Source organism: Amycolatopsis sacchari, from assembly GCF_900114035.1.
Classification (GTDB): domain Bacteria; phylum Actinomycetota; class Actinomycetes; order Mycobacteriales; family Pseudonocardiaceae; genus Amycolatopsis_E; species Amycolatopsis_E sacchari.
This window is the reverse complement of the sequence record NZ_FORP01000007.1, coordinates 214,586-232,828: the sequence shown is the minus strand read 5'-3', so window position 1 is coordinate 232,828 and position 18,243 is coordinate 214,586. Positions and strand designations below refer to the sequence as shown.

Here is an 18,243-nt window from a genome sequence, read left to right as displayed (position 1 = left end):
GGTACCTTTGGTTTTCATGCGGAACGCGGCCGATCCGGTCTTCCTCGCCGACTGCCCGACCCGGCTCACGGTCGAGATCATCTCGGACAAGTGGGCGGTGCTCGTGCTCTTCGGGCTCAGCCGCGGGCCCCGCCGCCACGGCGAGCTCGTCGACCTGATCGGCGGCGTCTCCCGCAAGGTCCTCACCCAGACGCTGCGCCGGCTCCAGCAGTACGGGCTGGTCGAACGCCGTGCCGAGACGTCGCGGCGGGTCGAGTACGACCTCACCGACCTCGGCCGGACCCTGGTCGAGCCCATCGAGGCCCTGACCGACTGGGCGCGGAAGCACGGTGGCGAGATCGTGGAGTTCCAGGAGGCCGCCGCGGCTCATGAGGGCGCGGCCGAATAGCACCGGCGGGCGCCGTGGGGGCGGAGGCGCGCCGCGGTGGGCTCGACCTGATGTCACCTCTATGGAGTGACTACCCCCGTAACGGATACGACATCCGCTATACCCACTGAGGTGGGTTACTGCCGTCGCCCGTACGGGTTCGCGGCCCGGAACCCCGCGTCACGGCCGCCGCCGGCTCCGGAGGAGATCCACTCGAAGGGGATTCAGCCGGAAAGGGGGTGTGTGCGATTCGTGAATGCGCCTCGGGTATTTCGCGTTAACCCGACCGGATGGAGGCTGCGTGAATTTCTGCTCTATTGGGTAAGGAGTTGCAGGCAGACAGCCCACTCTTTCGAGGAGCCCACAATGAAGAACCGATTCGCGCGACTCATCTCGGTCCTCGTCGCCGGCACCGTGCTGAGCCTGACCGGCGCCGGCATGGCGGTGGCGTCGACGTCGGCCCCCGCCGGCAGCGGCACGTCGAGCACCGAGAGCGCCGCGGCACAGGTCCAGACCGCGCACGACAACCTCGTCCAGGACGCGAAGGCGGGCAACGCCCCGGCCGCGCGGTCCGAGCTGACCCAGCTCGAGCCGCTCCTGTCGGACCTGGCCACCAGCGACCGCTACTCCATCCAGGCCGACACGCGGCAGACCGCCGCGACGGCGCACGACGAGGCGGTCGACGCCGCGAACAAGATCGCGCAGCTGCCGGCGGACCAGGCGGCCCGCCAGGACGTGCCGTCCGTGGCGACGCTGCTCGACGCGCTCCTGCAGCGCGTGCTGCTGAGCCTGTCCGCGCTGCTGGCCGGCCTGCTGGGCTGACCGCCCCCACCCCGGTCGCAGGCCCGTGCCGGCACGGGCCTGCGACCGGGCTTCTTTTCCCGTCCGAAATCGAACTGAGAAGGAGCACGATGTTCCGGTCCGGTCTCGCGGTGTTCACCGGAATCGTCCTCACCCTGGCGCTCGCGGTGGCGCCCTCGGCGGCGGACGAGGCCCGTGCCTCGAGATTCGAACCGGTGTGCGGGGGGAAATACGCGCGACTGGCCTGCCAGGTCCAGAAGCTCGTCGGCAGCTCGTACCAGGCGCCGATGGGCTGGGGCGCGACCGATCTCCAGGTCTCCCACGGCATCCCGGCGAACTCGCCGGGCTCGGGCACGGTCGCGATCATCGACGTCGGGGCCTACCCGAACCTGGAAAGCGACCTGGCCACCTACCGGCAGCAGTACGGCCTGCCGCCGTGCGCGAGCGCCACCGGCTGCTTCCGGCAGATGGACTTCCGCGGCGGCCCGCCGCTGCCGCCGAGCCCCGGTGCCGACGGGGCGACCGTCGACGAGCAGATCGCCGTCGAAACCTCGCTCGACGTCGACATGGCCTCGGCCGCCTGCCCGAACTGCAAGATCCTGGAGGTGCAGATCCCGCTGTCGGAGGTGCCGACGACGGACGACTCGGGCAACGTCAACTACGACCGCTACGCGTCGGCGTTCGGCACGGCGGTGCAGACCTCGATCGCCAACGGGGCCACCGCGATCAGCATCAGCTACGGGCTGCCGGGCAACGACGGCATGATCCGGGGGCCGGTGGCCCAGCAGTTCGCCCACCGCGGCGTCGCGATCGTGGCGTCCAGCGGGGACAGCGGTTTCCAGGCGACCCGGTTCCTGTGGCCGCAGGCGCTGCCGACGGTGACGGCCGTCGGCGGCACCGAGCTGGTGAAGCAGGGCAGCACCTACAGCGAAGGCGCCTGGAGCGGGGCCGGGTCCAGCTGCGTGCCCGGCGCCACCCCGCCGCCGGGGCAGCCGGGGGAGGTCACCGCCCCATGCAACGGCGCGCGGACGGCCGTGGACGTTTCGGCGGTGGCGGACAACCTCGCGATCTACACGACGTACAGCCCGGCCAGCAACCACCCGCTCGGCTGGACGGTGGTCGCCGGCACGAGCGCGTCGGCGCCGTTCATCGCGGGCGTGTACGCGGCGAGCGGCAACCTCGGCGCCGTGGACGGGCCGAACCTGCTGTACCAGGCCGGGCCGCCCGCGTTCAACGACATCATCTCGGGCACGAACGGCGGCATCAGCAACGGCCGCTGCCTCGCCCCGGGCAGCGGCGGCGGCGCGACGTTCGACGGCCGCCTGTGCGGCGCCGCACCGGGCTGGGACGGGCCGACCGGCCTCGGCAGCCCCAAGGGCCTGTTCCGGTTCTAGTCCTTGCGGCCGGATGCCTCGCGGTGTGGCTGGCGGCCCACCCCTCGCCCGCCGCCACCCTCAGCGGGCGCGTTCCGGGCGGCAGCCTGGTCTGGTGAACGCGGTGGCTCCACCGCTCAGGAAACGCGAACTCAGTCCTTGCGGCCCGTCACCGCGACGCCGACGCCGAGGCCGATCATCACGAGCCCGCCCGTGCCGCCGATCAGTTCGAGCCGCCGGGGCGAGCGCGCGAACCACGTGCGCGCCGCGCCCGCGGCCAGTGCCCACGCGCTGTCCGACAGCACCGCGATCACCGGCAGGCACACGCCCAGCACGAGCATCTGCAGCGGCACGTGCCCGGCCCCGGTGACGACGAACTGCGGCAGCACCGCGGCCAGGAACACGATGGACTTCGGGTTGGCGAAGCCGACCACGAACCCGTCCCGCAGGACGCGCAGCGTCCGGCCCGGCGTGGTGCGCACCGCCCCGGCGAGCGCGTCGCTCAGCCGCCGCCGGTGCCGGAACGCCTGCACACCCAGGTAGACCAGGTACGCGGCGCCGGCCAGCTTGATCACGGTGAACACCGTGGCCGAGGCCTGCACGAGCACCCCGAGCCCGAACGCGACCGCCACCACCTGCGCGTACACGCCGACGGCGTTGCCCACCACCGTGAGCAGCGCGTCGCGCCGCCCCACGGTCAGCGCGCGGCTGACGGTGAACAGCACGCTCGGACCCGGCACGACCACCATCAGGAACACCAGCGCGGCGAACGCCGCGAAGGAACCAGGGGACACCATGCGCCGACCCTAGCCACGCCGCCGTGGGCCGCCGAGGGATTTTTCGCCGGAATCGTCGGTGGCTGCTGGTACGAAGAGCACGTGCACAGCATCGGAACGGCCCAGCGCCGCGCACGCCTCGTGGCCCGGCACCACCTCGCCGCCCCCGCGGACCACGTGACCGAGGTGGCCGAAAGCCTGGTCGCGCTGCACGCCACCGACCCCGCGACGGTCCACCTGTCGGCCGCCGTGCGGCTCCGCGAGCCCGGCACCGCGGAGCACGCGCTGTACGAGGAGCGGTCACTGCTGCGCATGCTCGGCATGCGGCGCACGATGTTCGTGGTCCCGGCCGCGCTCGCGCCCGTCGTGCAGGCGGCGTGCGCCGACGACATCGCGCGCAAACAGCGGAAACTGCTGCTGCAGCACCTGGAGACCGCGGAGCTGGGCACCGACCTCGACGCGTGGCTCGCGGAGGTCGAGGAGGGCGCGTACGCCGCGCTGCGGGAACTCGGCGCGGCCCACGCCCAGCAGATCGCCGACGCCGAGCCCCGGCTGCGCACGGAAATCGTGGTGGCGCAAGGGAAACCGTACGAAGCACGCGGGTACATCACGAACCGCGTGTTGTTCCTGCTCGCCGCCGAGGGCCGGATCGTGCGCGGCCGGCCGCGCGGGTCCTGGCTGTCCACGCAGTACTCGTGGGCGACCGCCGAATCCTGGCTCCCGGACGGGATTCCCGCCCTGCCGCCGGAGGAGGCCAGGGCCGAGCTGGCGCGGCGGTGGCTGCGTGCGTTCGGCCCGGCGACGGCCGAGGACCTGAAGTGGTGGACGGGCTGGACCGCGGGCCAGGTGAAGAAGGCCCTGGCCCAGGTGGCGCCCGCCGAGGTCGACCTCAACGGCGAGCCCGGCATCGCGCTGGCCGAAGACCTCGAACCGGTGCCGGCACCGGAACCGGTCGCCGCGCTCCTGCCCGCGCTCGACCCCACGCCGATGGGCTGGGTCCGGCGTGACTGGTACCTCGGCGAGCACCGGGAGCAGCTGTTCGACCGCACGGGCAACGTCGGCCCCACGGTGTGGTGGGAGGGCCGGGTCGTGGGCGGCTGGGCGCAGCGGGCGGACGGCGAGGTCACCTGGCGGCTGCTGGAGGACGTGGGCGCCGACGCGGAGGCCGCGGTCGAGGCGAAGGCGGACCAGTTGCGCGAGTGGCTCGGCGACGTCAGGGTGACTCCGAAATTCCGCACGCCGCTCGAGAAAACGCTGGTCTCTTGATCGATTCCCCTGGGTGGCGGATCTCTCGTCGGTCCATGTCAGTCCGTGCAGGCCAGCACGCTAGGGTGAGGCTCGAGCCCGAAGACGTGTAGCCCGGTTTTCGCAAGCCGGGTACGGACCCGAGGAGAGACGAGCAGTGACGGTTCGCGTAGGTGTGAACGGCTTCGGCCGGATCGGCCGCAACTTCTTCCGCGCGGTGCAGGCCACGGGCCACGACATCGAGGTGGTGGCCTTCAACGACCTCGGTGACGTCAAGACCATGGCGCAGCTGCTCAAGTACGACAGCGTGCTGGGCCGCTACCCCGAGGAGATCTCCGTCAGCGACGAGGGCATCGTCGTCGGCGGCAAGACCGTCAAGGCGCTCGCCGAGCGCGACCCGGCGAACCTGCCGTGGGGCGACCTCGGCGTCGACGTCGTCGTCGAGTCGACCGGCTTCTTCACCAACGCCGACGCGGCGAAGGCCCACATCGCCGGTGGTGCCAAGAAGGTCATCATCTCCGCGCCCGCCAAGGGCGAGGACCTGACCGTCGTGCTGGGTGTCAACGACAACCTCTACGACGGCTCGCAGACGATCATCTCGAACGCGTCCTGCACCACGAACTGCCTCGGCCCGCTCGCCAAGGTCCTCCACGAGGCCTTCGGCATCGAGAAGGGCCTGATGACCACGATCCACGCCTACACGCAGGACCAGAACCTGCAGGACGGCCCGCACAAGGACCCGCGCCGCGCCCGCGCCGCCGCGCTGAACGTGGTGCCGACCTCCACCGGTGCGGCGAAGGCCATCGGCCTGGTGCTGCCGGAGCTCAACGGCAAGCTGGACGGCTACTCGCTGCGCGTGCCCGTGCCCACCGGCTCGATCACCGACCTGACCGTCGACCTGCAGAAGAAGGCGACGATCGAGGAGATCAACGCCGCGTACAAGGCCGCCGCGGAGGGCCCGCTCAAGGGCATCCTGCGCTACAGCGAGGACCCGATCGTCTCCTCGGACATCGTCAACGACCCGGCCTCGTGCATCTTCGACGCGCCGCTGACCAAGGTCATCGACAACCAGGTCAAGGTGTTCGGCTGGTACGACAACGAGTGGGGTTACTCCAACCGCCTGGCGGACCTGGTGAACCTCGTCGGCTCGAAGCTGTCCTGAGGCCATGGCCGTCAAGACGCTCGAAGACCTGCTGGCCGAAGGCGTCGCGGGGCGGCACGTCCTGGTCCGCTCGGACCTGAACGTGCCGCTCGACGGTGCCCGCATCACCGACGACGGACGCGTGCGCGCGGCGCTGCCCACCATCCGGCGCCTGGCCGAGGCCGGCGCGAAGGTGGTCGTCGCCGCGCACCTCGGCCGCCCCAAGGGCGCGCCGGAGGAGAAGTACTCGCTGCGGCCGGTCGCCGCGCGGCTCGGTGAGCTGCTCGGCGCCGATGTGCGGCTGGCCTCGGACGTGGTGGGCGAAGGCGCGAAGGCCGTCGTCTCCTCGCTGGCCGACGGCCAGGTCGCGCTGCTGGAGAACGTGCGGTTCGACCCGCGCGAGACCAGCAAGGACGCCGGGGAGCGGGACGAGCTGGCCCACGCGTTCGCCGCGCTCGTCGGTGAGGACGGCGCGTTCGTCTCCGACGGGTTCGGTGTCGTGCACCGCAAGCAGGCGTCGGTCTACGACGTGGCGCGCGTGCTGCCCGCCTACGCGGGCGGCCTCGTGCTGGCGGAGCTGGACGTGCTCGGCAGGCTCACCGGCAACCCGGAGCGGCCGTACGTAGTCGTGCTCGGCGGTTCGAAGGTCTCCGACAAGCTCGCGGTGATCGAGGCACTGCTGCCGAAGGTGGACAAGCTGCTCATCGGCGGCGGCATGGCGTTCACGTTCCTCGCCGCGCAGGGCCACTCCGTGGGCTCCTCGCTGCTGGAGCAGGACTTCGTCGAGACCGCGCGCAAGCTGCTGGAGACCGAGGGCGACAAGATCGTCGTTCCGGTGGACGTCGTCGTGGCGGACCGCTTCGCCGCCGACGCCGCCACCGACACGGTCGCCGCCGACGCGATCCCCGAGGGCTGGATGGGGCTGGACATCGGCCCGCGCACGGTCGAGTCCTTCGCGGCCGCGGTCGCCGGGGCGAAGACGGTGTTCTGGAACGGCCCGGCCGGCGTGTTCGAGATGGCGCCGTTCGCGGCCGGTACCCGCGGGGTCGCGCAGGCGATCGCGGACTCGGCGGCGTTCAGCGTCGTCGGCGGTGGCGACTCGGCCGCCGCGGTGCGCCAGCTCGGGCTGCCCGAGGACGGCTTCTCGCACATCTCCACCGGTGGCGGTGCGTCGCTGGAGTACCTGGAGGGCAAGGAGCTGCCGGGCGTGGCGGTGCTGGGAGAGGAAGGCTGATGGCGCGCAAGACGTTCGTCGCCGGCAACTGGAAGATGAACCTCAACCACCTCGAGGCCATCGCGCTGGTGCAGAAGATCGCCTTCTCGCTGCCGGAGAAGTACTACGCCAAGGTGGACGTGGCGGTGCTGCCGCCCTTCACGGACATCCGCAGCATCCAGACCCTCGTCGACGGGGACAAGCTCCTGCTCACCTACGGGGCGCAGGACCTGTCCCCGCACGACTCGGGCGCCTACACCGGTGACGTCTCGGGCCCGATGCTGGCCAAGCTGGGCTGCAAGTACGTCACCGTGGGGCACTCCGAGCGCCGCGAGTACCACCACGAGGACGACGAGCTGGTCAACAAGAAGGTGCGGGCCGCGATCAAGCACGGCATCAGCCCCATCCTCTGCGTGGGGGAGCCGCTGAACGTGCGCGAAGCGGGCGAGCACGTCGACCACGGGTGCGCGCAGCTGCTCGCCGGGCTCAAGGGCCTGAAGGCCGAGCAGGTCGCCGAGCACGTGGTCGTCGCGTACGAGCCGATCTGGGCGATCGGCACCGGGCGGGTCGCGACGCAGGCCGACGCCGAGGAGGTGTGCAAGGCGCTGCGGGCCACGCTCGCGGAGAAGTACGGCGCCGAGGTCGCCGACAAGGTGCGCATCCTCTACGGCGGCTCCGTGAAGTCGGGCAACATCGCCGAGCTGGTCGCGTGCGACAACATCGACGGTGCGCTGGTCGGCGGGGCGAGCCTGCAGGCCGACGAGTTCACCAAGCTGTGCGCGCTCGCCGCCGGGGGACCGCTGCCGTGACCCTTGCGGTCGGCGAGTAGTCTGGCAACCTCAGACCGTCACACCATCAGGGAACACCCTTTGCGGTGCCGTACGATCGGGGCCACCCGCCCGCCGGGTCGTCCGGCACCCCGAGGACCACAGAGGATGAGATGAAGCTGTTCCTGCAAATCCTGTTGATCGCGTCCAGCGTGCTGCTGGTGATCGCGGTACTGCTGCACCGCGGGCGCGGCGGCGGGTTGTCCTCGCTGTTCGGCGGTGGGATGCAGTCCAGTCTCGCGGGGTCGAGCGTGGCCGAGAAGAACCTCGACCGCATCACCCTCCTGCTCGGTGCCGTCTGGTTGATCAGCATCGTGGGCCTCGGCCTGTTGCTGAAGGTCTGAGTGCACGGGCGTGCCTATGGGGGGCGCGCCGCCGAATGAACTGTGAGGATTCATGGTTGGCGGTAACGCGATTCGAGGCACCAGGGTCGGTGCCGGTCCTTCCGGCGAGTCCGAGCGCGGCGAATCCGCGCCGCGGCGCCGGGTCTCCTACTGGTGTGCCAACGGCCACGAGTCACGTCCGTCGTTCGCGATGGACGCGGAGGTCCCGGAGGAGTGGGATTGCCCGCGGTGCGGGCTGCCCGGCGGCCGTGACTCCGAAAACCCGCCGGCCGCGCCCAGGACCGAGCCGTACAAGACTCACCTGGCGTACGTGAAGGAGCGGCGCAGTGACGCCGACGGCGAGGCCATCCTCGCCGAGGCGCTCGAGCGGTTGCGGCAGCGCCGGCAGATCTGAGCTGCCGCAGGGTCCCTTGCGATGGGGCCGGTCCTCCCCTGGAGAACCGGCCCCATCGGCCTTTTCACGACTTCACGGGATAGGTGGCCCGGACCCGGAACCCGCCGTCCGAGGTGGGGGCCGTTTCGAAGCTGCCGCCGAGCAGCCGCGCCCGCTCGGCGAGGCCCGTCAGCCCGTGCCCGCCCGAGGGCAGCGGGGTCGCCGGGCGGCTGGGGCCGTCGTTGCTCACCTCGATGTTCAGGCGGTCGCCGTCCCCGAGGATGACGATCTTCGCCCGGGCACCCGGCGCGTGCTTGCGGACGTTCGTCAGGCACTCCTGCACGGTCCGGTAGGCCGCGGCGGACACCTTCGCGGGCAGCTGGTCCGGCACGCTGTCGACGGTGAGCTGGACGGGCACCTCGCAGCCGCGGACGAGCTGGTCGAGCTCGCCGATGCCGGGGTGGGGGCCGTCGTCGGGGGCACCGGAGCGCAGCACCCCGACCAGTGAGCGCAGCTCTTCGAGGGTGCGGGTGGACAGCTGCCGGATGACCTGCGCGGTCTGCTGGGCGTTGGCCGGGTCGCCCGCGGCGGCGAGCACCCCGGCCTGCATCGCGATGAGCGTGATGTCGTGGGAGACGACGTCGTGCATCTCGCGGGCCAGCCGGGCGCGTTCCTCGGCCCGCACCGCGTCGTCCCGCAGCTGCTGCTCGCGGTCGCGGCTGGCGGCCAGCTCGACGAGCTTCTGCGCGAGCTGGGCCCGCGCGCCGATGAGCAGCCCGATCGCGATCGGCATGCCGGCGACGAGGACGCCGTAGATGGCGTCGAGGACGTGTTCGCGCCAGCTCAGCTGCGCGAAGTCGGACAGCGGCCACTGGATGAAGCGGCAGGCCCACACCAGTGCCGCCCCGACCCACACCTGCCAGTGCGTCTGCCTGCGGGTGGCGAGCATGCCCAGCGCGATCATCGCCGCGAGCTGGGACCAGCCGGTCAGGAACCCGGGCACGGTGCCGAGGACGACGGCGAACGGCAGCCACCGCCGGGCGGCGAGCGCCAGGCAGGCGAACGCCGAGAGGTAGATGGAGTACGGCTCGGCCTTCTCGGGGATGACGAGCCACACGTCGAGCGCCGCCAGCAGGATGGCGGCGGCGTCGAGTGCGAGCGGCGCCCAGGTCGCCCGTCTCGTCAGCACTTCCCAGCGCGCGCCGTGGCGGCCGGAGGTCCGCTCGGCGGTCTTGGCTCCACCGACCGCAATGCCGATGGAGAGTCCCTCAGTGCTCATGGAATCGGCCCTCACTCGTCTCGTGGACTTGACGGTGAGATGGCCGAACATGCCGTCCGGGACGCACGCAAGTGAATTAATGTGCGGATGCTAACGGGAAACGCCGCACTGCGGGGAAATTTCACCCAGCGTCACGGAAATCCTGCCCGGTGACGCGGTCCGGAGGGGCCTCTGGTGCAGACCAATCGCACCAGAGGCCCCTCCGGCGGCGTCAGGCCGTGGGCGGCAGGTAGACGTTCGACAGCTTGCCCGCGGCGGCCCGGTCGACGAGCCACAGCGTGCGCCGCTGCCCCCGCGCACCCGCGACGGGCAGCTGCACCTCCCCGGCACCGGACAGCGCGAGCGCGACGGCGTCCGCCTTCGCCTCACCGGTGGTCAGCAGCCACACGTCGTGCGCGCGGCGGATGGCAGGCAGCGTCAGCGAAATCCGCGTCGGCGGCGGCTTGGGGCAGTTGCGCACCGCCACCACCGAGCGCTCGGTCTCGTAGACCGCGGGCGACTCCGGGAACACCGAAGCGGTGTGCCCCTCGCCGCCCAGACCGAGCAGCATGATGTCGAAGCCCGGCACGTCGCCGTGGTCCTCCGGCCGGGCGTTGTCCGCCAGCACGCGGGCGTACGCCGCCGCTGCGGCGTCCACGTCGTCGCCGAACTCGCCGTCCGAAGGCGCCATCGCGTGCACCCGCTTCGGGTCGACGGGCACGTGGTCCAGCAGCGCCTCGCGGGCCTGCTTCTCGTTGCGCTCGTCGTCGTCCGCGGGCACGAACCGCTCGTCACCCCAGTACACGTCCAGCCGAGACCAGTCCACCGCGTCCCGCGCGGGGGAGCGGCGGAGCTGGTCGAGCACGGCGATGCCGGTGCCGCCACCGGTGAGCACCAGCGAAGCCGAGCCCTTGGCGGCCTGCAGGTCCACCAGCCGGGTCACCAGCCGCGCGGCGACGGCCGCGGCCAGCAGCTCCGGATTGGCGTAGACCACGACCTCGGTCTTGCCGCTCACGACGCCGCCTTCGCGGTCTTCTTGCCGTTCTTCGCCTTGCCGTTGGTCTTGGCGGCCGCGGGCTTGCCGGCCCCGGCGGACAGCTTGTCCAGACCGTGCAGCGCGGCCTCGTACACCTCGTCCGGGTCGAGCCGGCGCAGCTCCTCGATCAGGCAGTCCTTGGTGTTGCGCCGGTGCAGGGCGATGCGGCGGGTCGGCTGGCCCGGCTGGGTCAGCGTGCCGACCTTGCCGTCGGGGCGGTGCAGCTCGATGACGCCGGAACGCCGCTCCAGCGACACCGACACGATGCCCTGCGCGGACGCCGTCTTCACCCGCTTCACCGGGATCTTCAGGTACTCCGCGAGCCAGCCCGCGAGCAGCTCCGTCGACGGCGAGTCCGCCTCGCCGGTGACGGTGGCGCCGGTGACCGCCTCGTACGGCGGCAGGTCCAGCGCCGCGACCAGCTGGGCACGCCAGTTGGTCAGCCGCGTCCACGCCAGGTCGGTGTCGCCCGGGGTGTAGGACTTCCGCCGCGTGGCGAGCGCCCGGATCGGGTTCTTCTCGGCCGCGGAGTCGGTGATGCGGCGCTGCGCGAGCTGGCCGATCGGGTCCTCCGCCGGCGACTTCGGGCCCGCGGATGGCCACCACGTCACGATCGGCGCGTCGGGCAGCAGCAGCGGCACGACCGCGCTCTGGCCCTGCGCCGCGAGCGGGCCGTACAGCCGCAGCACCACGACCTCGCTCGCCCCGGCGTCGCCGCCGATGCGGATCTGGCCGTCGATGCGCGCGGCGGCGGTGCGGGAGCCGCGGGCGATCACGATGACCCGGCACGGGTGCTCCCGGCTGGCCTCGTTCGCCGCGTCGATGTGCTCCTCGAGGTGCTCGCCGTCGTCGTCGACGATCACCAGCGTGAGCACGCGGCCCAGCGCGACGGCGCCGCCCTGCTCACGCAGCTCGACGAGCTTGCGGTTGACCTGCGAGGTGGTGGTCGAGGGCAGGTCGATGATCACGGACGCCTCCAGTTCCGGCCCGAGCGGGCGAGCACCTCGTCGGCCGAAGCGGGACCCCAGCTGCCGGGCGCGTACGGCTCCGGCGCGCCCTGCTTGGCCCAGTGCTCCAGGATCGGGTCGAGGATCTCCCAGGACAGCTCGACCTCTTCGTTCACCGGGAACAGCGACGGCTCGCCGAGCAGCACGTCCAGGATGAGCCGCTCGTAGGCCTCGGGGGAGGACTCGGTGAACGCGTGCCCGTACCCGAAGTCCATCGTGACGTCGCGGACCTCCATGGTCGTGCCCGGCACCTTCGAGCCGAACCGCATGGTCACGCCCTCGTCCGGCTGGACGCGGATGACCAGCGCGTTCTGCCCCAGCTCCTCGGTCGAGGTGTAGTCGAACGGCAGGTGCGGGGCGCGCTTGAACATCACCGCGATCTCGGTGACGCGGCGGCCCAGCCGCTTGCCGGTGCGCAGGTAGAATGGCACGCCCGCCCAGCGGCGGTTCTGCACCTCCAGCGTCACGGCGGCGTAGGTCTCGGTGGTCGAGTCCTTGGCGAACCCGGCCTCCTGCAGCAGGCCCGGCACCTTCTTGCCGCCCTGCCAGCCACCGGCGTACTGCCCGCGCGCGGTGGTCTCGTCGAAGGGCTGCAGCGGCTTGGTGGCCCGCAGGACCTTGATCTTCTCCGCCCGGAGCGCACGCGGCTCGAACGACAGCGGCTCCTCCATCGCGGTGAAGGCCAGCAGCTGCAGCAGGTGGTTCTGGATCACGTCGCGGGCCGCGCCGATGCCGTCGTAGTAGCCCGCGCGGCCGCCGAGGCCGATGTCCTCGGCCATGGTGATCTGCACGTGGTCGACGTAGTTGGCGTTCCAGATCGGCTCGAACAGCTGGTTGGCGAAGCGCAGCGCCAGGATGTTCTGCACCGTCTCCTTGCCGAGGTAGTGGTCGATGCGGAACACCGACTCCTCGGGGAAGACGTCGTTGACGATGCCGTTGAGCTCCCTGGCGCTGGACAGGTCGTGCCCGAACGGCTTCTCGATCACCACGCGGCGCCACGACCGGTCGTCGGACTGCGCCAGCCCGGAACGGGCAAGCTGCTTGGTCACGACGGGGAAGGCACCCGGCGGGATCGACAGGTAGAACGCCGTGTTCCCGCCCGTGCCGCGCTCGGTGTCCAGGTCGCGCACCGTCTGCGCGAGCCGGTCGAACGCGTCGTCGTCGTCGAAGGTGCCCTGCACGAACCGGATGCCCTCGGCGAGCCGGTGCCAGACCGACTCGCGGAAGGGCGTGCGGGCGTGCTCGGCCACCGCGTCGTGCACCAGCTGGCCGAAGTCCTCGTTCTCCCAGTCGCGCCGGGCGAAGCCCACCAGCGAGAAGCCGGCGGGCAGCAGCCCGCGGTTGGCCAGGTCGTAGATCGCGGGCATCAGCTTCTTGCGCGACAGGTCACCGGTGACACCGAAGATGACCATGCTCGACGGCCCCGCGATCCGGGGCAGGCGTTTGTCGCGAGGGTCCCGCAGCGGGTTGCTCCACTGCTCACTCACCGTTCGCTGACCTCCTGTACAGCGCGGACGAGTTGTGCCAGGCCGGCGGCCCGGTCGGTCAGGTGCAGGCGCAGGACCGGGCGGCCGTGCTCGCGGAGCACCTGGCCGTCGCCGAGCGCCTGGGCGTGCTGCAGCTTGCCCAGCGTGTACGGGCGGTCCGGCACGTCGAGGTCCTGCTCGACGGCGCCGGTGATCTGCAGGAAGATGCCGTTCTGGTGGCCGCCCTTGTGGTACTGGCCGGTCGAGTGCAGGAAGCGCGGGCCCCACCCGAAGGTGGTCTGCAGCCCGGTGCGCTTGGCCAGCTCCGCGCGGAGGATCGACGCCGAGGCGTCGTCGAGCCGGTCGAGGTAGGCCTGCACCGCGAGGTAGCCGCCCTCGGGGGCGGTCGCGAGGAACGACCGGAGCACGTCGGCGAGTTCGCCGTCGGTGCTCATCCCCTCCGGCGCGAACACCTCCACCGTGTCGTCCACAGTGGACGGCTGCTCGCCGCCCTCCAGCGCCGCCGGGTTGTCCAGCAGCGACCGCGCCGCGGCCTTCGCGGCCTCGACGTCGGGCTGGTCGAACGGGTTGATCTCCAGCAGCCGCCCGGCGATCGCGGTCGCGAACTCCCACAGCAGGAACTGCGCGCCCAGCGGGCCCTCGGTGGTGATCTTCGCGGCACCCACCTGCGGGCCCACCGCGACCGGGGTCGCGTCGGCGCCCGCGTCGGCGAAGCCGGGGGCCGTCGGCCCCTCGACCGCGACGGGCAGCAGGCCCGTGCCCCGCTTGCCGGTGGACTCGGCGATCAGCTGCTCCGCCCAGTCGGGGAAGCCGGTGATGCCCGAGCCGGTGTCGGCGAGCACGACCTTCTCGGCGCCGTCGGCGTGTGCCGCGGCCCAGGCCGCGCCCAGGCGCAGCGCCGGGTTGTCCGCGCTGTCCTCGCCGAGCACCTGGGCCGCCGCGGCGGCCTGGTCGAGCAGGCGCGCGACGTCGGCACCGGCGAGCCCGGCGGGCACCAGCCCGAACGCGGTCAGCGCCGAGTAGCGGCCGCCGACGTGCGGGTCGGCGAGGAACACCTTGCGGTAGCCCTCGTTCTCCGCGAGCTCGGCCAGCGGGGAGCCCGGGTCGGTGACGACGACGATGCGGCTCGCCGCGTCGATCCCCGCCTCGGTGAACGCCTTGGCGAAGATGCGGCGGTGGCTGTCGGTCTCGACGGTGCCGCCGGACTTCGACGACACCACGATGACCGTGCGCTGCAGGTCACCCGCGAGCGCGTCGGCCACCTGGCCGGGGTCGGTCGTGTCGAGCACCGTCAGCGGCGTGCCCTCGGTGCTCGTGATCACCTCGGGCGCGAGCGAGGAGCCGCCCATGCCGGCGAGCACGACGCGGTCGATGCCCTCGCCACGCAGCTCCTCGCGCAGCGCCTCGATCTCGCCGATCAACGGCCGCGAGCTCTTGTGCAGCGTGGTCCACGACAGCCGGATCGACGCCTCGGACTCCGCGTCGGGACCCCACAGCGTGGGGTCCTGCGCGGCGAGCTTCGAGGCGACCTGGTCGGCCACCAGCTTGTCGACCAGCGGCGCGGCCTTGGCCGCCAGACCGTCGTCGACGATCGTGACTGTGGTTCCGTCGGGGGCCATGGTCAGTTCTTCGCCTTCCCGAGCTGGCCCTCGACGGTGTCGAGCAGCTCCTGCCAGGACTTCTCGAACTTCTCCACGCCCTCCTCCTCCAGCGTGCGGAACACGTCGGAGATGTCGATGCCGACGGCGGCCAGCTTGTCGAAGACCTCCTGCGCCTGGCCCGCGGTGCCGGTGACCTTGTCACCGTCGATGGTGGCGTGCTCGGCCACCGCGTCCAGCGTCTTCTCCGGCATGGTGTTCACCGTGTTCGGCACCACCAGCTGGTCCACGTAGCGGGTGGGGGAGTACTGCGGGTCCTTCACGCCGGTGGAGGCCCACAGCGGCCGCTGCGGGTTGGCGCCCTCGGCCTTCAGCGCGGCCCACCGCTCGCTCGCGAACAGCTCCTCGTAGGCGGCGTAGGCCAGGCGGGCGTTGGCGATGGCGGCCTCGCCGCGCAGCGCCTTGGCCTCGTCGGTGCCGATCCTGTCGAGGCGCTTGTCGACCTCGGTGTCCACACGGGACACGAAGAACGACGCCACGGACTCGATCGTGCGCAGGTCGTGGCCGTTGGCCTTGGCCTGCTCCAGCCCGGCGAAGAACGCCTCGATCACCTTGCGGTAGCGCTCCACGGAGAAGATCAGCGTGACGTTGACGCTGATGCCCTCGGCCAGCGTGCGCGTGATCGCGGGCAGGCCCTCCTCGGTGGCCGGGATCTTGATGAAGATGTTCGGCCGGTCCACGGTCTTCCACAGGTCCTGCGCCTCGAGCGCGGTCTTCTCCGCGTCCTTGGCCAGCCGCGGGTCGACCTCGATCGACACGCGGCCGTCGGTGCCGTTCGTGGCGGTGTAGATGTCGCGGAACAGGTCCGCGGCGTTGCGCACGTCGGTGGTGGTCAGCTCGCGGACGGTCGCGTGCAGGTCGGCGCCGCGGGCGGCCAGCTCGCGGACCTGCTCGTCGTAGGCGTCGCCGTGCGACAGCGCGTTCGCGAAGATGGTCGGGTTCGTGGTGACCCCGACGACGTGCTTGTCGCGGATCAGTGCGGCGAGGTTGCCGGAGTTGAGCCGCTCACGCGACAGGTCGTCGAGCCAGATCGATACGCCGGCGTCGGACAGCTGAGCAAGTCGGTCGCTCATGAGGAGTCATCCCCTTCTGGGTTCAGGAGTTCTTGGTCTTGGCGAGCGAGCTGCGCGCGGCGTCGACCACGGCGTCGGCGGTGAACCCGAACTCGCGGAACAGGGTCTGGTAGTCGGCCGAGGCACCGTAGTGCTCGATCGACACGATCTCGCCGGCGTCGCCGACCCAGCGGTACCAGGGCTGGGCGATGCCGGCCTCGACCGCCACCCGCGCCTTCACCCCGGACGGGAGCACGGACTCCCGGTAGGCCTCGTCCTGCGCCTCGAACCACTCCACACACGGCATGGAGACCACGCGGGTTCGAACGCCGTCGGCTTCGAGGATCCTGCGGGCCTCGACGGCCAGCTGGACCTCGGAACCGGTGCCGATCAGGACGACGTCCGGCTCACCGCCGGTCGCGTCGGCGATGACGTAGCCGCCCTTGGCGACCCCGTCGATCGTCGTGCCCTCCAGCACCGGCACGTTCTGGCGCGTCAGCACCAGACCGGACGGGTGGTGCTTGTCGTCCAGCGCGGCCTTCCAGGCACCGGCGGTCTCGTTCGCGTCCGCGGGGCGGACGACGTTGAGGCCCGGGATGGCGCGGTTCGCGGCCAGGTGCTCGATCGGCTGGTGCGTCGGGCCGTCCTCGCCGAGACCGATCGAGTCGTGCGTCCAGACGTAGATCACCGGCACGTGCATCAGCGCGGCCAGGCGCACCGGCGGGCGCATGTAGTCGCTGAAGGTGAAGAAGGTGGCGCCGTAGGGGCGCGTGCCGCCGTGCAGCGCGATGCCGTTGAGGATCGAGCCCATGGCGTGCTCGCGGACGCCGAAGTGCAGCGTGCGGCCGTAGGGGTTGGCGTTCCACATGTCCGTGGAGGCCTTCTCCGGGCCGAACGAGTCGGCGCCCTTCATCGTGGTGTTGTTGCTCTCGGCCAGGTCGGCCGAGCCGCCCCACAGCTCCGGCAGCACGTCGGCGAGCGCGTTCAGCACCTCACCGGAGGCCTTGCGGGTGGCGATGCCCTTGGCGTCGGGCTCCCACGTCGGCAGCTTGTCGGCCCAGCCCTCGGGCAGCGTGCGGGTGGACAGGCGGTCGGCCAGCGCCTTGCGCTCCGGGTTGGCCGCGGCCCACGCGTCGTAGCGCTCCTGCCACTCGGCGCGCCACTGCTTGCCGCGGTCGAGCGCCTTGCGGGTGTTGGCGAGGACCTCGTCCTCGATCACGAAGCTGCGCTCCGGGTCGAAGCCGAGGATCTCCTTGACCGCGGCGACCTCCTCGGCGCCCAGCGCGGCGCCGTGGGCCTTGCCGGTGCCCATCTTCTTGGGGGCCGGGTAGCCGATGATCGTGCGCAGCAGGATGAACGAGGGGCGCGGGTCCGCCTTCGCGGCCTTGATCGCCTCCTGGATCGCCACGACGTCCTCGCCGCCCTCGACGACCTGGACGTGCCAGCCGTAGGCCTCGTACCGCTTCGCGGTGTCCTCCGACAGGGCGATGTTCGTGTCGTCCTCGATGGAGATCTTGTTGTCGTCGTAGAAGACGATCAGGTTGCCCAGTTCCTGGCGGCCCGCGATCGACGAGGCTTCGGAGGTCACGCCCTCCTCGATGTCACCGTCGGAGGCGATCACGTAGATCCAGTGGTCGAACAGGCTCTCGCCGGGCGCGGCGTCCGGGTCCAGCAGACCGCGCTCGCGCCGGGCGGCCATCGCCATGCCCACGGCGTTGGCCAGGCCCTGGCCCAGCGGGCCCGTGGTGACCTCGACGCCCTTGGTGTGCTGGTACTCGGGGTGGCCGGGGGTCTTCGAGCCCCACTTGCGCAGCTGCTTGAGGTCCTCCATCTCCAGGCCGTAGCCGGCGAGGAACAGCTGGATGTACAGCGTCAGGCTGGAGTGCCCGGCCGAGAGGACGAAACGGTCGCGCGCGGGCCACTCCGGGTCGGACGGGTCGTGCCGCATCTCGCGCTGGAACAGCGTGTAGGCCAGCGGGGCCAGGCTCATCGCCGTGCCCGGGTGGCCGCTGCCACAGTTCTCCACGGCGTCCGCGGCCAGCACGCGGATGGTGTCCACGGCGCGGGTGTCGAGGTCGGTCCAGTCGGCGGGCACGTTCCGCCGGAGCAGAGGATTGTTCTCGCTGGTAGAGGCGGTTTCGGACACTGAACTCGAACTCCCGGTACTCGTCGTTGGTCGGTTACGTCACCCGGCGTGTTCGCGCGCGCCGGTGCCACTTATCTCAATCGATCCCGAAGGGACAATATTCCTGGTTGGCGGCCATGCGCGCGCGGGCGCCGAAGCC

The 18,243-nt window shown here is 71.5% G+C and carries 17 protein-coding genes; 9 read left to right on the top strand and 8 right to left on the bottom strand.

The annotated features are described in order from the left end of the window. The first annotated feature begins 16 nt into the window (after window positions 1-16). The 3 genes from BMZ92_RS14870 to BMZ92_RS14860 all read left to right on the top strand — a co-directional run bounded on the left by BMZ92_RS14870 (window position 17) and on the right by BMZ92_RS14860 (window position 2,562). Entirely contained in the window at window positions 17-388 is a 372-nt protein-coding gene (locus BMZ92_RS14870; RefSeq protein ID WP_091507524.1) for a winged helix-turn-helix transcriptional regulator, read from the top strand. Window positions 389-733: 345 nt separating this feature from the next. Next, window positions 734-1,189, top strand: coding sequence for a hypothetical protein (locus BMZ92_RS14865; RefSeq protein WP_091507521.1), 456 nt, complete (start codon window positions 734-736; stop codon window positions 1,187-1,189). Window positions 1,190-1,278: 89 nt separating this feature from the next. Further along, window positions 1,279-2,562, top strand: coding sequence for a S8 family serine peptidase (locus tag BMZ92_RS14860; protein ID WP_091507519.1), 1,284 nt, complete (start codon window positions 1,279-1,281; stop codon window positions 2,560-2,562). A gap of 131 nt (window positions 2,563-2,693) precedes the next feature. Here BMZ92_RS14860 and BMZ92_RS14855 read toward each other — a convergent pair whose 3' ends face one another. Then, entirely contained in the window at window positions 2,694-3,338 is a 645-nt protein-coding gene (locus BMZ92_RS14855) for a LysE family translocator (protein ID WP_091507517.1), read from the bottom strand. An 81-nt stretch (window positions 3,339-3,419) separates the two neighbouring features. Here BMZ92_RS14855 and BMZ92_RS14850 point away from each other — a divergent pair, with 81 nt between their 5' ends. The 6 genes from BMZ92_RS14850 to BMZ92_RS14825 all read left to right on the top strand — a co-directional run bounded on the left by BMZ92_RS14850 (window position 3,420) and on the right by BMZ92_RS14825 (window position 8,481). Continuing rightward, complete coding sequence (locus tag BMZ92_RS14850) at window positions 3,420-4,583, top strand: winged helix DNA-binding domain-containing protein (protein WP_091507514.1); 1,164 nt, start codon at window positions 3,420-3,422, stop codon at window positions 4,581-4,583. 136 nt (window positions 4,584-4,719) lie between these two features. Further along, window positions 4,720-5,724, top strand: a complete 1,005-nt coding sequence (gene gap / locus BMZ92_RS14845; RefSeq protein ID WP_091507511.1) for a type I glyceraldehyde-3-phosphate dehydrogenase — start codon at window positions 4,720-4,722, stop codon at window positions 5,722-5,724. A 4-nt stretch (window positions 5,725-5,728) separates the two neighbouring features. Then, window positions 5,729-6,937 (top strand): phosphoglycerate kinase, encoded by a 1,209-nt coding sequence (locus tag BMZ92_RS14840; RefSeq protein WP_091507508.1) that lies wholly within the window; start codon window positions 5,729-5,731, stop codon window positions 6,935-6,937. Beyond that, window positions 6,937-7,725, top strand: coding sequence for a triose-phosphate isomerase (gene tpiA / locus BMZ92_RS14835; RefSeq protein WP_091507505.1), 789 nt, complete (start codon window positions 6,937-6,939; stop codon window positions 7,723-7,725). The genes BMZ92_RS14840 and tpiA overlap by 1 nt, the downstream gene beginning before the upstream one ends. 131 nt (window positions 7,726-7,856) lie before the next feature. Further along, complete coding sequence (secG, locus tag BMZ92_RS14830) at window positions 7,857-8,087, top strand: preprotein translocase subunit SecG (RefSeq protein ID WP_091507503.1); 231 nt, start codon at window positions 7,857-7,859, stop codon at window positions 8,085-8,087. A 52-nt stretch (window positions 8,088-8,139) separates the two neighbouring features. Continuing rightward, window positions 8,140-8,481, top strand: coding sequence for an RNA polymerase-binding protein RbpA (locus tag BMZ92_RS14825; protein ID WP_091507501.1), 342 nt, complete (start codon window positions 8,140-8,142; stop codon window positions 8,479-8,481). Between the two features lie 64 nt (window positions 8,482-8,545). On the opposite strand, the gene BMZ92_RS14820 is transcribed toward BMZ92_RS14825, so the two are convergent. The 7 genes from BMZ92_RS14820 to tkt form a co-directional block, all read right to left on the bottom strand. Further along, window positions 8,546-9,739 carry a sensor histidine kinase gene (locus BMZ92_RS14820; RefSeq protein ID WP_091507498.1) on the bottom strand — a complete coding sequence of 398 codons (1,194 nt, stop codon included), beginning with the start codon at window positions 9,737-9,739 and terminating at the stop codon, window positions 8,546-8,548. Between the two features lie 211 nt (window positions 9,740-9,950). Beyond that, entirely contained in the window at window positions 9,951-10,733 is a 783-nt protein-coding gene (gene pgl, locus BMZ92_RS14815) for a 6-phosphogluconolactonase (protein ID WP_091507495.1), read from the bottom strand. Further along, a complete protein-coding gene (gene opcA, locus BMZ92_RS14810) occupies window positions 10,730-11,722 on the bottom strand; it encodes a glucose-6-phosphate dehydrogenase assembly protein OpcA (protein WP_091507492.1) in 993 nt (330 codons plus the stop codon). Before opcA ends, pgl begins: the two co-directional genes overlap by 4 nt. After that, complete coding sequence (gene zwf, locus BMZ92_RS14805; RefSeq protein ID WP_091507490.1) at window positions 11,719-13,248, bottom strand: glucose-6-phosphate dehydrogenase; 1,530 nt, start codon at window positions 13,246-13,248, stop codon at window positions 11,719-11,721. Before zwf ends, opcA begins: the two co-directional genes overlap by 4 nt. Further along, window positions 13,245-14,867 (bottom strand): glucose-6-phosphate isomerase, encoded by a 1,623-nt coding sequence (locus BMZ92_RS14800; RefSeq protein ID WP_091507487.1) that lies wholly within the window; start codon window positions 14,865-14,867, stop codon window positions 13,245-13,247. The genes zwf and BMZ92_RS14800 overlap by 4 nt, the downstream gene beginning before the upstream one ends. Window positions 14,868-14,869: 2 nt before the next feature. Next, window positions 14,870-15,979 (bottom strand): transaldolase, encoded by a 1,110-nt coding sequence (gene tal / locus BMZ92_RS14795; RefSeq protein WP_091507485.1) that lies wholly within the window; start codon window positions 15,977-15,979, stop codon window positions 14,870-14,872. A 22-nt stretch (window positions 15,980-16,001) separates the two neighbouring features. After that, window positions 16,002-18,104 carry a transketolase gene (tkt, locus tag BMZ92_RS14790; RefSeq protein ID WP_091507483.1) on the bottom strand — a complete coding sequence of 701 codons (2,103 nt, stop codon included), beginning with the start codon at window positions 18,102-18,104 and terminating at the stop codon, window positions 16,002-16,004. Between the last annotated feature and the right edge of the window lie 139 nt (window positions 18,105-18,243).